Here is a 16,558-nt window from a genome sequence, read left to right as displayed (position 1 = left end):
GTTCGAGCTCGTATAATCTGCAAAGAAAGTGCGTCTAGAAAAATAAAAATAGCCGGCATCACCACAGTGCCAGCTTCCGGTATGCTGATTATTTATTAATTAGCGAATCTATGGCCTTAATTAGAGAATCTCCTGATATTGATTGGAATGTTTATCCAAGGCGTTCGCAGCATTGGCGATATCTTTAAAAGATTGAACTGCCGACGCAACATTTTCACGGCTCTCATGAACATTTTTCTGTACTGTTTGTGTTCCAAGTGTCATCTCGTTAACACTTGAAATTATTGAGGAAGCCTGTTTCTCTACTTCTTTAATCGAATGCTTCACTTGGTCTGAAAGTCTTTGTAATTCCTTTGCTACAACAACAAATCCCCGTCCGGAATCACCAGCATGTGCACCTTCAATGGCAGCATTAATTGCCAAAATGTTGGTCTGATCTGAAATTTGTTTGATGACATCAACAATGCCTCGAATTTGTTTTGCCTGTGTTTGAAGGGACGTCAATTTTTCGGCATTTTCATTCGAATAGGTTTCAATTTTGTCAATTTCATTTAATAATTCGTTGTTTTTACTATTGCCTTCTGTAGATTGCGCATTTAATTCAGCTGCCATCTCACTAAGTTCTCGTGTGAAGGTTCTGATTTGTTTCTCTCGCTCTGTTATATCGGTTGCGACCTTCAGGACCCCAATGACATTTTCATCGTTCGCATCATAAATAGGCATATAGGTTGCTTCAAGCCATATAGATTCACCCTGCTTACTCTTACGCTCAATTTTATCCTGATAACTTTTGCCGTTCAATAGGTCTTTCCAAAAGGTCAGATACTCTGGACTATTTGCAAAGGAAGGAAAGCACAGTGATGAATGATCCATTCCAATCATTTCATCCTGTGTGTAATTAAGTGTATGCGCAAAATTTGAATTGACATAAATCACTTTATGTTGTGTATTAAAGCTGATTATTGCTAAATTTTTATCTACTGCTCTACTAAGTAGATTAAGATTTTCTTGTGTTTGCGTCATAATCGACTGCTCCCTTGGTTATCTGCTGTAGGAATTATAGCACTCTTTAACAGGGAACAGCACTTTTTGTCACACTATGTTTAGAAACCATATGATTTAACGATTTATGCTGGTAAGTTTGAGCAAAATAACTTGCAATATTAATGTATTTATGTCCAACTAATGAGACAATAAAGTTGTTAAAAGCTTATGGGAATACGAACGAAGATCAACATCTTTAACTGAGTAGTTATTGAGAGTTAGAATGAGGGGGAAAAAGTTGACAAGGGCAGAAGAATACAAACGCACAAGACAAAAAATTATTCAGACCGCAAATAAACTGTTTATGGATAAAGGTTATAATGCTGTGTCCACACGTGAAATTGCAAAACAGTGCAGCTTGACTCAACCTGCACTCTATCACCATTTCCCAGACAAGGAAAGCATCTACTTAGCGGCACTTCGGTATGTTACAGCGGATATTCGACAAGAATTTAAAAATCTAAAAAGAGATACGGATCGTCCGGAGATTGCATTAAAGAAAATGCTGATGGTATTAATACAAAAACATCCGACAAATATAATGATGATGATTCAGGATATTGTAAATGAAATGAATCAGGAGAATCAGCACATGCTTTATGAACTCTGGCAGCAAACTTACCTAAATCCATTTAAAGAATTATTTGCGAAATGGGAAAAACAAGGAATACTTAGGGAACAGATAAATAGTGACGCAGCAGCACGTTTTTGTTTGTCTTCAATAGTCCCGCTGACCTCCACTCATGTTGAAAACGAAGCAGAACCTTCACTATCAGACCGACTGAGCGCAATCATTGATTTTTTACTCCATGGACTGTTAAACTAGTAAAGTATTTTGTATTAGGCAAAATTTTTTTTATGCAGTTTCGCTTATCGACTGATAAGTGGATTGTGATGTGAGGATTAGATGTCTAAACAAACGAGGAGTGGTCATTGTGTTCTTAGCCTGGAATGAAATGAAAAGCGCCAAGCTTCGTTTCTTATTAATCATCGGTGTTTTGACTCTAATGACTTATTTGGTTTTTCTTTTATCTGGTCTAGCAAACGGACTCGCGGAAATGAATCGGGAGGCGGTCGATCAATGGAAGGCAGATGCCATTGTTTTAACCGATGAATCTGATATGAATCTTTCTCAATCCAGTATGACCCTTCATGAGGATCAACGTATCTCAGCGGAACATAAGGCTGAAATCGCACAAATTCTCGCCGTAGCAAGAAAAAGCGGAACAAAAATTAAAGAAAGTGTGGCCATCACAGGTATCCACAAGGACCAATTTCTCATGCCAAAGGTGTCGGAAGGTCGTTCCTTTAGAGGTGATAATGAAGTCATTGCCGATGATTCGTTAAAGGCTGATGGATTAAAGCTTGGGGATCATCTGACGATTTCAACATCCGAACAAAAATTGGTCATTGTTGGGTTTACTAAAAAAGCAAAATTCAATGCCGCTCCTGTTCTCTACACAACCATTGCAACCGTACAAAAAATAAAATACGGCAAGGCGGATACGAGTGACATAGGCTTAATTAATGGAGTAGTCATACGCGATCCTCATTTCACTAAGATCAAAGTACCTTCTAGGCTTAAGCTGACAACAATTGAGCCGTTTATTGAGCATATGCCTGGATACACACCACAAAAAATCAGCTTGGATTTCATGATTTATTTCTTATTTGTCATTGTATCGGTAACGATCGGTATTTTTCTCTATGTGCTGACCATACAGAAAGTCAGTATTTTCGGAGTGATGAAGGCACAGGGGATTTCATCGCTCTTTCTGATTCGTTCTGTAATCGCGCAAACATTTCTGTTAGCACTTTTTGGTGTTTGTGCCGGATTTATCTTAACAGTAGTCACAGGTGCTTTCTTACCGTCTGCTGTTCCGATCCAATTAGACATTCCGGCACTTATTGGCTACGGAGCAATTTTTATTTTCGTCGCTGCCCTTGGCAGTTTGTTTTCCGTTCAAACGATTGTGAAAATTGATCCTGTTCAAGCGATCGGAGGTTAAACCAATGAGCATCTTAAACATTCAAAACGCATCAAAGACTTATGGCAGTGGACATACACAAGTAACCGCTTTAAAAACCACTCAATTCTCGGCTGAAAAAGGTGAACTGATTGCTGTTATTGGTCCTTCGGGATCCGGGAAAAGTACCTTTTTGACCATTGCAGGCGGATTGCAAAACCCAACAAAAGGATCTGTCTTGATAAATGGGCAAGAGGTCACAAAGCTAGGTGAGAGAAAACGGTCAATGATTCGCCTTAAGGAAGTTGGCTTTATCCTGCAAGCTTCTAATCTGGTCCCTTATTTGAGTGTTGACAACCAGTTTCGTTTGCTTGATAAAGTGAAAAAAGGCAATATGAATCAACAGGAAAAAGCACAACTCTTAAAACAGTTAGGCATTGAAGACTTAACAAAGAAATATCCTGCTGATCTCTCAGGCGGTGAAAAGCAAAGGGTAGCAATTGCCAAAGCGCTGTACACTAATCCCAGCCTTATATTGGCAGATGAGCCGACGGCATCTCTGGACTCGAATCGAGCATTCGAAGTAATCAAGATGCTGGCTCAAGAAACTAAAGAAAAAAACAAAGCGACCATTATGGTAACACATGATAACCGCTTAACAAAATACTGTGACAAAGTGTATACGATCGTTGACGGCGGTCTCAGTCTGGTCTCGGACAACTTGCAAATCCGTCCTTAATACTGATTTTTTTAGACTTGGCAATTTTGAATTACAAAACAAATCATTTTTAAATAGTAATTTTAATTTAAAATCAACTCTTTCAAAAAGATGAAATAGAAGAAGCACAGGTAATCAATAGTACTTACGAAATTGACTTTTTTAATGACATTGGAGTGAGGGGAATCTGAATTCTAATCTTTATTATCTTTTATTAGTGCTCGCATGTATTCTGACTGTGGTCCTAATCGTTAACTTAATCATATTTATTGTTCGACTATTTGCATGGCGTAACATACAAAAAAGCAAACATCTATTGATCTCTACATTAATTATTATTGGCTTTCTTTCCATATACGGATATAATTGGGAATTTAATTTGAACATGATTCCTCATGGAGAGTTTCATGACCATTACGCATCACCAAATAAGCAATATACAGCGATCGTGTATTTCAATTCTAATGGACTTGCAGAAGATGAAGTTCTTGGTGTAATAAGAGATAACGTAACGAACAAAGAGCGGGCTATGTATTATGTCCTAAGACAGAACCCCCAGGTTAAATGGATCAATAATACAACAGTTGCCATAGGTAATCACGAATTCAATGTGAAGGATGAAAGCCAAAAATATGATTATCGACATGATAAGTAACCACTGTCTTCCTCTGCATGGCCAAAGTGTTCTTGTAAGAATGTGTTGACTAGTGAACAAATTGTATTAATGTTAACCTAAAGGTAGTAAGGAGGTTCTTATGAAAATTAATGGCATACCTGTACAAAAGACTTTAGTTGATCATATACCGGTGATCTATATCAAACCGGAGGAAACCCTCAGTAAAAGAAAATTAGCGATCTTTTTAAGCGGCTTAGGCGGCACTAAGGAAGACCTTGTACCTTATTTATCTGACATTGCGCGTAAAGGATTTATTGGATTAGCTTTTGACAATTACCAACATGGTGAACGGGGGACAGAGAGCGGGTCAGAGATAACAGAACGTGTATTTTCCAATATGCGTCGATTTGGCTGGCCAATTCTAGGGCAGACGGCTTTAGATACAGAAAAAGTAATCGATTGGGCGATCGCAAATCTGGATGTAGTGCCGCAAATCTATATGGGTGGAATCTCGATGGGCGGGGATATATCAGTTGCTGCGGCAGGAATTGATTCGCGCATTGTTCGCGTGGCACCTGTAGTCACTACGCCGGACTGGCTACGTCCGGGTATGCACAACTTATTCAATCCCAAGCAATTACTTGATCCTGGGAAGCCCGACAGTTACGCTCAATTCTTTTACGATCAATTGAATCCGATAACGCATTTGAGCCGATATATCAACTGTCCTCCGATGAAAATGATCCTTGGTGAGAAGGATAATCATATCCCACCGGAAAATGCGGAGCGATTTCGCAAGCAGTTATTTGAGTTATCTCCTCAGGCTGCAAAACGTATTGAACTAACCTACATACATGGATCATCATCTAATCATGTAGATACAATTAAAAGAAGCTCGGAATGGTGGCCGCTCCTTAATGAATGGTGGTTGGGCCTTGAATAGTGCTGAAAGCTCACTCCAAGCCTAGATTGGCGGGTTGAGTGAAATAAAGGTAAAGTAGCAATGGGAACAGAAAAGAGGACGATTAAAATGGACGGTACAAGACGTGCGGATATTCAAATTGGAGCAACGGTGATGGTAGTGCAAAAGCAGGATCAGAGGACGGGCAAGTTAACTGAAGGTATTGTAAAACGTATTTTGACGAATTCAGCCGTACATCATCGCGGCATTAAGGTCATGTTAGAAAGTGGCATTGTTGGCCGAGTGCAGGAGATAAAATAATCTTCGGGAAGACTTTCTACCGTGTTGATTAACTTTTATGAATGTAACTTCCATGAAAAGAAACAGTCCTGACCGATTAATGGATGAATTGAACTCCTAAAGTTGGACAATAAAAATCCAACTTTGGAGGTTCACATCAGGAATCACTGCTTCTTTTTTTTGCGTACGACTTGAATTGAATTTCTGTCTGGGTACCAACACAATCAATAATAAAAGCACGGGGGCTGATTCTAGCGAATTCGTTCAGAATTAACAACAAGGTCAAGTGCTGCCAGAAATGCTGAAGCAACAATTTTTGTCCGAGGACCAATAAAAATGCCAGTCATTTGATCATCCAGAAAAGAAATTAAAATGAAGTTAATCGACAGAGCAATAAGAAAAAGAATGCCCCACTTGGCTTGCCCTAGATGAGTCTTATAAAAGTTCACCATGAAAATACAGCCTTTGAAAGGGACATTGCTGAACAGAGCTAAAGCACAATAAAAAATTGTAAATGCGAATAAAGTGCTAAAATTATCGTAGAAGATACCAAGTAAATTGAACATGCCGATAAAACCGAAAAAGATTGCACCAAGAGAAATCAGCAGTGCCCCAATGATAATCGATCCAATTAATATTCCGACAACTATTTTAATGCCGATAGGCAATCGTTTTTCATCATCTTTCATATCAAAAACTCACTTCCGGTAATCCTTTATTTCTTGAAAAAACTTAACATATTATAAAATTATAACACAGATAAATCCGGTGAAAAGTTTGTCTTGGTCGTTTAATGGTAAAAATCATAAATGTAAACTCCATCAAAGAATGTAGCCATATGAAGCAGTTTATTATTGCATGCATAACGCCAATGTTCATCATGTTCGATCTACATATCTACTCGCAATAGGTTTGAAGAGCTATGATCAAACAGCTCGGTATAGTCATTGAGGAGTTGTGCGAAAATGCGGTCCCATCTTTGTGACAAGGCATAGGATCTGGCGCTTTGGCTCATTTCATGACGTATGGTTGAATCCTTAAGCAAAGTGAAAAGTGCATCTGCAAATTCACGAGTACATTTTGGAGTACATAGTTTGCCGTTTAGATTATCAGTGATAATATTTTTCACTCCGCCGGCATTTGCGCCGATTACAGGTGTTCCACATGCCATTGATTCCAATACAACATTACCGAAGGTTTCAGTTGATGAAGGAAATACCATCAAATCAGAAGCGGCATAAACCTCTGCTAATTGGTCTGGTGTTAAGTATCCGGTAAATTGAACATTTTTGGCGGCACTGGACTTCATGTCCTTCGCAAGCGGACCATCGCCCGCAATCAGCCACTGGATACTGGTTCCATACTTATCATTTACCATGCCTATAATTGATTGCAGCGTGTCAATATCTTTTTCTGGAGCTAATCGTCCTGCAAAACAGATCAAGTGTTTTGCAGTAATTGAATATTTTCTTCGAATGTCGTTTGGATGCTCAACTGGATGAAACAAGTCACAGTCTACACCTCTGCTCCAAATGCTTAGATGCTGAAACTGTCTTTTCTCCAACTGCTTAAGTGTTTCATGAGACGGTACAAAGTTTTTTTGCAGTGAATTGTGAAACCAGCGAAGGTAATTCCATAATATTGGGGAGAGAAATTCCATCTTATAATAGGTTAAGTAAGCGTCGAAGTCAGTGTGATAGGAACCCACAAGCGGAATGTTAAACTTGTTCGCGTAATATTTTCCGAGCAGACCCATTGTAAAAGGCGTTGCTACATGAATGAGATCCGGCTGGAAATGCAGCAGTTTTTTCTTAATAAGATGATGATTTGGCACAGCAAGGCGGCATTCCGGATAAACCGCAAATGGAATACTTTTTAATTTTTGTACATAATTATTTGTATTTTCGTCATTTACATTTATCGGTGCGAATACCGTATAACTTATTCGCTTACGATCAAAATAGCTTGTTAGGCGATCCAGAGTTTTCGCAACGCCGTTAATCTGTGGAGTATAGGTATCTGTAAAAATAGCAATTTTCATCGATGAGCCTCCCCATTTTATCGGACGGTCAATGGCCAAGAGCATTTTCGTTTCGTGAAAAGAAATTCATGATCACTCTTTTAGTTTAATTAGAGATCGTTAAGTTTGTTCTGTATGTTGTAAATCTGGTACAAAATAAATGTAAAAAAAATACAATGATGCCGAGACAGCTTAGACATAATGAGCTATATTAAAAAGAAAAAATCATTCTATATGACTTAAACTGTTTTCAATATAATTAGAAAGAGGTGAGACCTTGCTCGTCTATGAAAATAAATCAAAAAAAATAAAGGCTTATGCATTGGATTGCGAACATTGGGATGATTTCACTGTGCTATTCGGCGAACGAGGAGCATGCGGGGGATGCTGGTGTATGAACTGGCGTTTGAAAAAAGCAGACTTTGAAGCACAAAAAGGGGAGAAAAATAAGCAGGCGATGTATCAACTCGTTGAAAATGACGAATCTGTTGGCATATTGCTTTACATAAACGATCAGCCAGCAGGATGGTGCGCCGCATCGCCCCGCAATCAATATGGTCGTTTAGAACGCTCACGGGTCTTCAAGCGAGTTGATGATCTGCCCGTATGGTCGATCACCTGCTTTTTTATTGCCAAACCGTTTCGAAGGCAAGGGCTATCAGCAGAATTGATCCAGGCTGCTGTTAATTTTTGCATACAAAATGGAGCGGCAGTCATTGAAGCCTACCCAGAGATTCCTTATAATTTTAATGAGCCAGCAGCTTTTTTATGGAAAGGGATTCCTTCTGTTTTTGAGAAAGCCGGTTTTAGAGAAACAGTGAGGCGTTCGAAATGGAAACGAATGATGCGGTATTATGTTCAAAAATAATAAAACAGTTCTCTGTGTTACAAGAGCTGTTTCATCAAATCTATTGGCTTAATCAGGCAATCGGCAATCCGCCGGTAACGCCGTAAATTTGTCCGGTTATATAGCTGGATTCATCGGATGCGAGCAGGACATAAACTCCGGCAAGTTCTGCAGGCTGTCCGGCACGTTTATATAGAGAAGACTGTCCAAACTTTGGAATGTCGCTTTGAATTTGTCCCCCGCATACTTGAAGCGGTGTCCATATCGGCCCAGGCGCGACAGAATTGACGCGAATTCCTTTTGAAATCAATTGCTTTGCAAGTCCTTTAGTAAATGTGGCAATCGCACTTTTTGTCGGCGAGTAACTCAGCAGTTCCGGACTTGGATTATATGCTTGAACGGAACTTGTAGTAATGATTGAAGAGCCTTTTGGTAGATGAGGCAAGGCTGCTTTTACGATCCAATAAAGTGAAAAAACATTTGTTTCAAAGGATTTGCGCAAAACATCTGTTGGAATTTCGGTAATATTTTTATAAGCTTGCTGCATGCCAGCAACGAGGGTGAGCGTGTCTAGACCGCCAAGTTCTTGGAATGCTTTATCAACCATTTGCTTGCAGAATGCTTCGTTGGTTAAATCACCGGGAATCAGCACTGCTTTTTTCCCCGCATCCTCAACCAACTTTTTGACATCTTCAGCGTCCGATTGCTCATAAGGCAAATAATTGATTGCGACATCTGCGCCTTCCCGTGCGTAGGCAATTGCAGCTGCTCGGGCAATTCCCGAATCTCCACCTGTAATGAGCGCTTTTCTTCCTTGTAACCTGCCGGCTCCCTTGTAGGTTTTCTCACCACAGTCTGGCACTGGATTCATTCGCGACTGCAGTCCGGGGGCAGGCTGTTCTTGCTTAGGATAAGTGCTCGACGTGTATTCTTTCGTAGGATCTTCAACGACTGTTTGAACCATAAATTCTCCCTCTTTTTCTGAGATTTTAATCATTTTTTCATTCATAGCATGCACTAAATCATCTGTTTTATTTTTCGTTAAATAAATGAAACTTTATTTATAACTGCATTTTTGTGCCACTTAAAGTACTATAATTAATTTAATTCGGGAGGCATTTATATGCTAAAAAAAAGGGCACAAGGATTGAAGAAAGTACTTGATTCATTGATAATCCTCTTTTTCTCTATTTTTTTATTCTATTTTGTAAGAATGCTCCATACGAGACCACCTATGCTTTATATACATATACGTACCAAAGCGGGGGCTTTTTTGCTGCTCTTTGCCACGTTGCTGTTTACAAAAGATTACATTATTAACCGATTCTCAAAAAGGCAAATAAGAAAATAAGTATAATTTTAAAACCGACATAAAGGTTAGGTAATAGTTTGAATAAAGATTAATAAAATGAAACAAGCCGAAAGATGCAGACTGGCGGGAGAAGGCGACTCCATTTAGGACCCTGCGTGTATTGCGTATTCACAGGCGTTTAGATTGGCTTACTCTATCCGTAAAACAAATCGAAAGTTGAATTAAATATTCAACTTGATAAAAGAGGATGAGGTACATGATAAGAGGCCCTTTAGAATTATTCCGTGTTCTTCTGCTCGTTGCTATTTTCGGTTCACTGGTTTCGTCCGGCATCGTCTTGATTTATCATTTGATGCATTTATCGGTTGGCGGTTGGGGCTATCTGCTCGTATTCTTGGCGACATTAATGTTTATCTTTGTCCTGTATCGAAATAGGCTTCAATTCAATGGATTTTTCCTTGGCAGGCAGCGTCGCAGTCTTCCAGAGTGGCAAACACGTACTTTGATTATTATTGCAATTTTTTTGATCGTTATTGCACCGATCGTTTGATAATTTAACAAAATACTTTATTTCTTTGATATTTTTCAGTTAAGAAACAATAACATTTTGTGCTTATGATTAATGAAATAAAGTAAGTCATTGTAATGTGATGTAAGAAGTTTACAGATCGCATGGAAAAATGTAAAATAATGAAATTGTTCTCTTGCTTAGATAAAGTAGATGATACTTGCAGCAAAAAAACAGAAATAAATTTATGTAAACTTAATGCTGATTATCTGCTCAATCGTGCAAGTCGGATGTTCTACATAAAGATTATTTAATGTGAAGCAGAAACATGAGGAGGAACTGTTTTGAATTCATTTACATCCAAATTGCCGGGAATTGCACTCGCGGCAATTCTTGCTCTCCCAGCTTGGCTGGTCGGTCTTTATCTGCCCATTATCGGGAGTCCGGTACTGGGTATTTTGCTCGGAATCATTCTTTCATTTTGGAAAAAACCTGTCTTATTAAATACAGGTGTTGCATTTACGGGCAAGAAAGTTCTACAATATTCGATCATTTTGATGGGCTTTGGTCTGAATCTCTTCAATATTATCAGAGCAGGCGGACAAACGCTGCTCTTAATGATTTTTACTTTAACAGCGGCTTTTTTAACGGCATATATCGCCGGAAAATTGTTGAAAACGGAGAGTAGAACAACAACATTGATCGGCGTCGGAACAGCGATATGTGGCGGTTCCGCGATCGCTGCAACTGCTCCGGTTATTCACGCAAAAGACGAAGAAGTTGCACACTCGATTTCGACGATCTTTTTATTCAATGTAATTGCTGCGTTTCTATTTCCATTTCTGGGTCATTTGTTTGGAATGAGTGATCATCAATTTGGTCTTTGGGCGGGTACGGCCATCAATGATACATCATCTGTCGTTGCCGCCGGATACACATTCAGTCATGAAGCAGGAAATCTCGCGGTCATTGTTAAGTTGACACGCACATTGATGATTATACCTGTAACATTGGCACTTGCTTTTATCTTTGCACGCAATGGAAAGGGGCAATCAGGTACCTATCGATTTTCAAAAATTTTCCCATGGTTTGTTATTTGGTTTGCTGTTGCTTCAGTAATCAGCACGTTTATACCATTTCCGCAGGCATTGTTTCATTTGCTTGTAAACGTGGGTAAATACATGATCGTTATGGCCATGGTATGTATCGGGTTAAATACAAATTTGGTGAAACTGCTTAAAAATGGAATCCGCCCTATTCTACTGGGTCTGATTTGCTGGTTTGTGCTTGCTGTGGTCTCGATTTTTGTCCAATATTGGCTTCTATAAGTAAAAGTCGTCGATAAGTATTTGATCGAAATTTTTTTATTAAGTAGGAATCTGCCCTATGAATGTGTAAGGTATGTATAAGTAGCTTATACTTACAAAGATTCGGAGGGACTTCCCATGCGTGCGGACGAAGACTCAATCGGTTATTTTACAAAGCTAGCCTCTGAGAAATTGGAGATTACGAAGAACAAACTCAGACATTTGACAATGGCTCTGGAGAAATATGGATATTTATTCACGAGAAATAAAAGTAATCAAAGAATCTATTTTCAAGAGGATCTAGGTACGATAAAACAATTGCTGGAACAGGTGAAAAATGGTCTTACGATTGATGATGCAGCTCAAACGATTTGCGGTAAAAAAGATTTGTCCCATCTTCCTGCTAATGTTGCGCATGATCTCGTTTCGGAACATGATGTAGTTACCTTAGCTTCTGACGAGATGCATGCAATGATCGAAGAAGTCGCAGCTTCTGCAGCAAAACAAGCTGCTGATCGAGTTATAGAAAATTTCGGTAGTGAGTTTGAGAGAAGGATAGAACTTCGAGATAAACAACTGATGATGCGATTGAGGGAAGCTACTGAAGCAAAGAGACATAAAAAGGGTTTGGTAGCGAAACTGCTCGGCTATTAATTGAAAAAGGCAGATGTGCAACATGCACATCTGCCTTTTTATACACGTCATTAAATGAGGAATTTCACCTATTTTTGATTTATTAAGGCCTATATTGAATTTTTTGGTACTCTGGATTTCGCTCAAATGAAGCCTTAGCATACGAACAAATTGGCAAAATCAATTTGTGTTCAGAAACTGCCCGATCGACAACGGCTTGGATCAACTGTTTCGCAATGTGTTGTCCTCTGTATTTCGGGTTAACAAACGTATGGTTAATGCTTAGAACGGAAGTGTTATTGCTGCCTGAAAATAGCCGAAAGTTGACGGGATTGCCTGTCCAGTAGGTGCCAGCTATAATGTCCATAGGACTTTATAGCTGGCACTTATTTTACGAAAGGAAAAAGGTATCCCTTTACCGTGTAATCCTACTTACACGAGGGATACCCTTAAAACCAACAATATGGTTATTATATCAGACTATCGGCTTGTTGATAACCCATCCACAGGTGTTTTCTGTTAAGGGTGCGGAAAAGGTGCCTTGTCCTTGTTGTGGAGGAGAACTTAAAGTCATTGGAAGCCGTTTGAGAAAATACATAAAGGATTCAGGAACGTGCGTTTCACTGCGCATTCGTCGTTTGTGTTGTGGCACGTGTTCAAAAGTTCATCATGAACTCCCTGATCTGCTTATTCCTTATAAACGTTATGAGTCACGTTGCTTTGAAAAAGTTGTTTCCCAGCCTCACAAAAATGATGTCGCTGCGGACAATTCGACTCTATATCGTTGGAACCGTTGGTTCCTTGAGTATATCGATTACTGGCTGGCCTGTCTTCATTCGATCGTTCTCCGCTTTCAACAAATCAATTTAGCCCCAGTGGATCCTTCGTCCGTGGAATCACTGACCGCACTCGAAAAAATTGGACGGCTATTTGGCGATGCACCAGGTTGGCTGGCTAGAATGGCCAGACCGATTGTTAATGTTCATCTTTGGGTACAGACCCGTTCTGCATTTTTGTCCGGCTGACTCCCGTTTAAACTTCATGATGAAGGCTAAAACGAGGAGAGATGTGTGATGAGAAATTCTAAAAAGCTGGAAGAAATTGCGTCTCAACGTTTTCAACTGATCGCCCCATTGTTATCTGGCGATTTGGACACCGCCAGAGCGACTGAAGTGAAAAAACAGATCTGTGAAACAAGTGGACTCTCAGAAAGAACGATCCGACGTTATCTGGGCAGCTATCGAGAGCTCGGACTCGAGGGGCTCAAGCCCATGCGTAAACAGGCAGGCTTGATAAAAGGCGCGTTAAGAAATGAATTATTGGAAGAAGCAATCCTGCTCAGAAGAGAAGCACCCCAACGAAGTGTCCGGCAGATTATCCAAATATTGGAGTGGGAGGGACGAGCAAAACCGGGTGAAATTAAGCGATCAACACTGCAGGAAAGACTTACGGAACGAGGTTATAGCTCACGGCAAATGCGGCTCTACCAGTCAACAGCAGGAGCCGCTCGACGCTTCCAACAATCTCATCGAAATAAGCTCTGGCAGTCGGATATCAAATTTGGACCATTCCTCCCCATTGGTCAAGGCGGTATCAAGAAACAAGCCTATCTTGTTTTATTCATCGATGACGCCACTCGTTTTGTCCTTCATGGTGCTTTTTATCCCACTCTAGATCAGCGGATCGTTGAAGATGCTTTCCGCCAATCTGTTCAGAAGTATGGGAGACCGGAAGCTGTATTTTTTGATAACGGGAAGCAGTATCGCACGAAATGGATGGCTCGGACCTGTTCCAAACTGGGGACAAAGCTCCTCTATGCCCGACCGTACTCGCCTAGCTCAAAAGGCAAGGTAGAACGTCTAAACCGTGTTGTGGATGCTTTTTTGGGAGAAATCGCATTAGAAAAGCCCAAGTCACTTGATCAACTGAATGACCTCTTCAAAGTCTGGCTCAGTGAATGTTATCTGAACAAGCCTCACTCGGCCCTGGGCGAGCATGTCACACCGGAGATGGCTTACCGGAGCGATAAAAAGGTCTTACACTTTCTGGATGCGGAAACCATCCGCTTGGCTTTTCTTCATGCGGAAAAAAGAAAGGTAGATAAATCCGGATGTATCAGTTTTCAGAACCAACTGTATGAAGTGGGTACTCCATTTATCGGCACTACCGTGGATGTTATCTATGATCCATCAGATCTGTCACAAATTACTATTGAAAAAGAAGGTTATACTCCCTGGCAAGCTAAGAAACTTGAGATTGGCACACATGTCGGAAAACGACCAGAATTACCTGAAAACCTTCAACCCAAACAAACGGATGCGTCACGGCTCTTGCGTGCAGCAACTCAAAAGCACGAGGAACGGCAAGACGTGCAGAAACCGGCGGTTTCTTACAGCAAGGTGATGAGAGAAGGTGAGCACCTTGTTTGAGCCATTTTACCAGATGAAGCAGGCACCCTTCTCCCGATCAATTCCTTCAAGCAATCTCTATCACTCACAATCTATGGATGAGATTTTGGGGCGCCTGATACACGCAGCGGAACGTCAGCTCTTCGCTGTCTTAACAGGTGACTGTGGCACAGGTAAAACGACAATTGTCCGACGCTTTACACAAGAATTAGATCCAAGTCATTATAGTGTTCTCTATTTGTCCGATTCAAAGCTAACGCCACGTCATTTCTACAAGGGACTCCTGGAACAGTTGGGCTGTGAGGCTAAATTTTATCGGGGGGATGCGAAAAGACAACTGCATCATGAAATCGAACTCATGCGTGGGATTCATGGTATCCAGCCTGTCTGCGTTGTCGATGAAGCTCATCTGCTCAGTCGTGAAATGTTGGAGGAAGTTCGGTTCCTTTTGAACTTTAAAATGGATTCACAAAGTCCAATGGCTCTCATCATGGTCGGTCAAAGTGAGCTTTGGGACCGTCTGAAACTTCAAAGTTTCGCCGCTATTCGTCAGCGCATCGATCTTCAGTGCAAGATCGGTCATTATGATCGCTCAGAAACCAGTGCCTATATTGAGTGTCAACTCAAGTTTTCTGGTTGCGACCGTCCGGTATTTACAGAGGATGCCATTGAAGAAATCTACCGATTCTCTAGTGGTACACCGCGGCTGATCAATAAGGTGTGCACGCATTGCCTAATATATGGTGCTCAAAATGGTCATCCCATCATTGATGATCGGATGGTTAAGCGAGTGATTGAGGGGGAACTTTCATGAACCCACCCTATGAAATGTTCTATGATCGTGAACAGGATCGTTGGGCTGTACTATTTGAAGGTCAGTCCTACGGACTGCACTGTGGGGAAGGATTTAATCTGATTCTGGGTTACTACTACCTAAACTGCACCCTAGAATTCTGCAATTGTTGGTATATTATCACCGAAGGTGTTCGCTTCAACCTAAACGAAAAAGAAAGATATCAGGTTATTCTATAAATATCCGGTTAATTGACTGTCTTCTTTAAGATGGTCTTATTTTTTGGCGATCATTGGACAGCGTCCTCGTCAAACTGCGGTCAATAGCCACCGTCATTTTCTGGACATAAATGAGTATCAATAACACGGAAGGATAATCCTCAGTAAAAGTCACTTCACCAATTTCGTCATTGCTGTCAACCATGTAAAAGCGATTTTTTCCCTCTTTTAATTCCATAATCATTCCTCGATTCTATTTCTATTGTGATCACTTCACAAGTCATCCTAACTGCATGTAATCTAAATGATCCTCTTTTTCATTTAAACACAAATGTAAACGGTTTATCAAATGGAACGGATGCAGAATCTAACTCTTTATTTTTGACCATCCATTCATTAGAAAAATGTACACATGAACCGGATACTCTGTCCATGACCATAAGAGCTCTATTTCATACGCTATTCATGTAAGCTCAATAAACAATCAAGGAGGAGTTATTGATGGGTTGGAACAATTTTGTTTATGGTCAGCAATCCAGTTGCGGTTGTAGTAATGGAAGCAACAACTCTGGCAATCAGTATGACAGAGGGTGCAATGGTCAAGATTTGCTGGAAGGTGTCTCTAAAAATGACTTTATCAAGGTGTTTTTGAAGAGCTCTCGTCCAGTAGAAGGTTTCTTTGCAGGTGTTTCAAAAAATGTTCTGACGCTATTTGATTGTGGGAAACATAAGATTTCCACAATAGATATTTGTCTGGACGACGTTGTCGCAGTTAAATCATTTGGTCCACGTTTTGATTTTGATGACAACGATGATGACAATGACAGCTGCGGATGTGGAAATCGCCCAGTTTGATCAGAGTAATGTTTATAATGTTTCATGGCGAGCTTAAGATTTTCTTAAGTTCGTTTTTTTTTGTTTGAAAAACAATTGACGCTATTACATGATTACTATGTTAAAAACGCG

General features: G+C 40.2%; 21 protein-coding genes. 15 read left to right on the top strand and 6 right to left on the bottom strand.

The annotated features are described in order from the left end of the window. Window positions 1–120: 120 nt before the first annotated feature. A complete protein-coding gene (locus tag AC6F33_RS08995; RefSeq protein WP_480947339.1) occupies window positions 121–1,023 on the bottom strand; it encodes a methyl-accepting chemotaxis protein in 903 nt (300 codons plus the stop codon). A gap of 259 nt (window positions 1,024–1,282) precedes the next feature. Between AC6F33_RS08995 and AC6F33_RS08990 the strand changes: the two genes are divergently transcribed. The 6 genes from AC6F33_RS08990 (at window position 1,283) to AC6F33_RS08965 (ending at window position 5,567) form a co-directional block, all read left to right on the top strand. After that, window positions 1,283–1,870, top strand: coding sequence for a TetR/AcrR family transcriptional regulator (locus tag AC6F33_RS08990; RefSeq protein ID WP_255748163.1), 588 nt, complete (start codon window positions 1,283–1,285; stop codon window positions 1,868–1,870). Window positions 1,871–1,979: 109 nt separating this feature from the next. Continuing rightward, window positions 1,980–3,053 carry an ABC transporter permease gene (locus AC6F33_RS08985; protein WP_500777013.1) on the top strand — a complete coding sequence of 358 codons (1,074 nt, stop codon included), beginning with the start codon at window positions 1,980–1,982 and terminating at the stop codon, window positions 3,051–3,053. A gap of 4 nt (window positions 3,054–3,057) precedes the next feature. Next, entirely contained in the window at window positions 3,058–3,750 is a 693-nt protein-coding gene (locus AC6F33_RS08980) for an ABC transporter ATP-binding protein (RefSeq protein WP_500777012.1), read from the top strand. Between the two features lie 295 nt (window positions 3,751–4,045). Next, window positions 4,046–4,384 carry a DUF5412 family protein gene (locus AC6F33_RS08975; protein WP_483315990.1) on the top strand — a complete coding sequence of 113 codons (339 nt, stop codon included), beginning with the start codon at window positions 4,046–4,048 and terminating at the stop codon, window positions 4,382–4,384. A gap of 100 nt (window positions 4,385–4,484) precedes the next feature. Beyond that, window positions 4,485–5,288, top strand: a complete 804-nt coding sequence (locus tag AC6F33_RS08970) for an alpha/beta hydrolase (RefSeq protein ID WP_500777011.1) — start codon at window positions 4,485–4,487, stop codon at window positions 5,286–5,288. Window positions 5,289–5,375: 87 nt separating this feature from the next. Beyond that, on the top strand, window positions 5,376–5,567 hold the full coding sequence (locus AC6F33_RS08965; protein WP_255748169.1) for a YwbE family protein: 192 nt from the start codon (window positions 5,376–5,378) through the stop codon (window positions 5,565–5,567). A gap of 230 nt (window positions 5,568–5,797) precedes the next feature. Here AC6F33_RS08965 and AC6F33_RS08960 read toward each other — a convergent pair whose 3' ends face one another. Next, on the bottom strand, window positions 5,798–6,235 hold the full coding sequence (locus tag AC6F33_RS08960; RefSeq protein WP_255748170.1) for a YrvL family regulatory protein: 438 nt from the start codon (window positions 6,233–6,235) through the stop codon (window positions 5,798–5,800). A 200-nt stretch (window positions 6,236–6,435) separates the two neighbouring features. Further along, entirely contained in the window at window positions 6,436–7,587 is a 1,152-nt protein-coding gene (locus AC6F33_RS08955; protein WP_500777010.1) for a glycosyltransferase family 4 protein, read from the bottom strand. A 256-nt stretch (window positions 7,588–7,843) separates the two neighbouring features. Between AC6F33_RS08955 and AC6F33_RS08950 the strand changes: the two genes are divergently transcribed. After that, complete coding sequence (locus tag AC6F33_RS08950) at window positions 7,844–8,434, top strand: GNAT family N-acetyltransferase (protein ID WP_500777009.1); 591 nt, start codon at window positions 7,844–7,846, stop codon at window positions 8,432–8,434. Between the two features lie 52 nt (window positions 8,435–8,486). Here the strand turns inward: AC6F33_RS08950 and AC6F33_RS08945 are convergent, their stop codons facing one another. Beyond that, window positions 8,487–9,377, bottom strand: a complete 891-nt coding sequence (locus tag AC6F33_RS08945) for an SDR family oxidoreductase (RefSeq protein WP_500777008.1) — start codon at window positions 9,375–9,377, stop codon at window positions 8,487–8,489. 604 nt (window positions 9,378–9,981) lie between these two features. On the opposite strand from AC6F33_RS08945, the gene AC6F33_RS08940 reads away from it, so the two are divergent. From AC6F33_RS08940 to AC6F33_RS08930, 3 genes are all read left to right on the top strand, one after another. Then, on the top strand, window positions 9,982–10,275 hold the full coding sequence (locus AC6F33_RS08940) for a hypothetical protein (RefSeq protein WP_255746617.1): 294 nt from the start codon (window positions 9,982–9,984) through the stop codon (window positions 10,273–10,275). A 302-nt stretch (window positions 10,276–10,577) separates the two neighbouring features. Beyond that, window positions 10,578–11,561 (top strand): YeiH family protein, encoded by a 984-nt coding sequence (locus AC6F33_RS08935; RefSeq protein ID WP_255746615.1) that lies wholly within the window; start codon window positions 10,578–10,580, stop codon window positions 11,559–11,561. Window positions 11,562–11,678: 117 nt separating this feature from the next. Then, window positions 11,679–12,194, top strand: coding sequence for a hypothetical protein (locus AC6F33_RS08930; protein ID WP_255746614.1), 516 nt, complete (start codon window positions 11,679–11,681; stop codon window positions 12,192–12,194). An 82-nt stretch (window positions 12,195–12,276) separates the two neighbouring features. On the opposite strand, the gene AC6F33_RS08925 is transcribed toward AC6F33_RS08930, so the two are convergent. Next, on the bottom strand, window positions 12,277–12,540 hold the full coding sequence (locus AC6F33_RS08925) for a GNAT family N-acetyltransferase (protein ID WP_500777007.1): 264 nt from the start codon (window positions 12,538–12,540) through the stop codon (window positions 12,277–12,279). Here AC6F33_RS08925 and AC6F33_RS08920 point away from each other — a divergent pair. From AC6F33_RS08920 to AC6F33_RS08905, 4 genes are read left to right on the top strand one after another with little or no spacing between them, the layout of a single operon-like run. After that, the gene (locus AC6F33_RS08920; protein WP_304654789.1) at window positions 12,533–13,198 is read left to right on the top strand and encodes a DUF6431 domain-containing protein; all 666 of its coding nucleotides are present in this window, start codon (window positions 12,533–12,535) and stop codon (window positions 13,196–13,198) included. The genes AC6F33_RS08925 and AC6F33_RS08920 overlap by 8 nt on opposite strands. A gap of 48 nt (window positions 13,199–13,246) precedes the next feature. Further along, window positions 13,247–14,602, top strand: a complete 1,356-nt coding sequence (locus AC6F33_RS08915; RefSeq protein ID WP_255747206.1) for a DDE-type integrase/transposase/recombinase — start codon at window positions 13,247–13,249, stop codon at window positions 14,600–14,602. After that, window positions 14,595–15,395, top strand: a complete 801-nt coding sequence (locus AC6F33_RS08910) for an ExeA family protein (RefSeq protein WP_480947566.1) — start codon at window positions 14,595–14,597, stop codon at window positions 15,393–15,395. Before AC6F33_RS08915 ends, AC6F33_RS08910 begins: the two co-directional genes overlap by 8 nt. Further along, complete coding sequence (locus AC6F33_RS08905; protein WP_480947565.1) at window positions 15,392–15,613, top strand: DUF5348 domain-containing protein; 222 nt, start codon at window positions 15,392–15,394, stop codon at window positions 15,611–15,613. Before AC6F33_RS08910 ends, AC6F33_RS08905 begins: the two co-directional genes overlap by 4 nt. 25 nt (window positions 15,614–15,638) lie before the next feature. Here the strand turns inward: AC6F33_RS08905 and AC6F33_RS08900 are convergent, their stop codons facing one another. Next, a complete protein-coding gene (locus AC6F33_RS08900) occupies window positions 15,639–15,830 on the bottom strand; it encodes a hypothetical protein (protein ID WP_500777006.1) in 192 nt (63 codons plus the stop codon). Between the two features lie 263 nt (window positions 15,831–16,093). Between AC6F33_RS08900 and AC6F33_RS08895 the strand changes: the two genes are divergently transcribed. Beyond that, window positions 16,094–16,447 carry a hypothetical protein gene (locus AC6F33_RS08895; RefSeq protein ID WP_255746610.1) on the top strand — a complete coding sequence of 118 codons (354 nt, stop codon included), beginning with the start codon at window positions 16,094–16,096 and terminating at the stop codon, window positions 16,445–16,447. Window positions 16,448–16,558: the final 111 nt, after the last annotated feature.

This window comes from Sporolactobacillus sp. BBK16-2 (assembly GCF_059878335.1).
The sequence above is the reverse complement of the archived record's forward strand: the minus strand, read 5'-3'. Positions and strand labels throughout refer to the sequence as shown.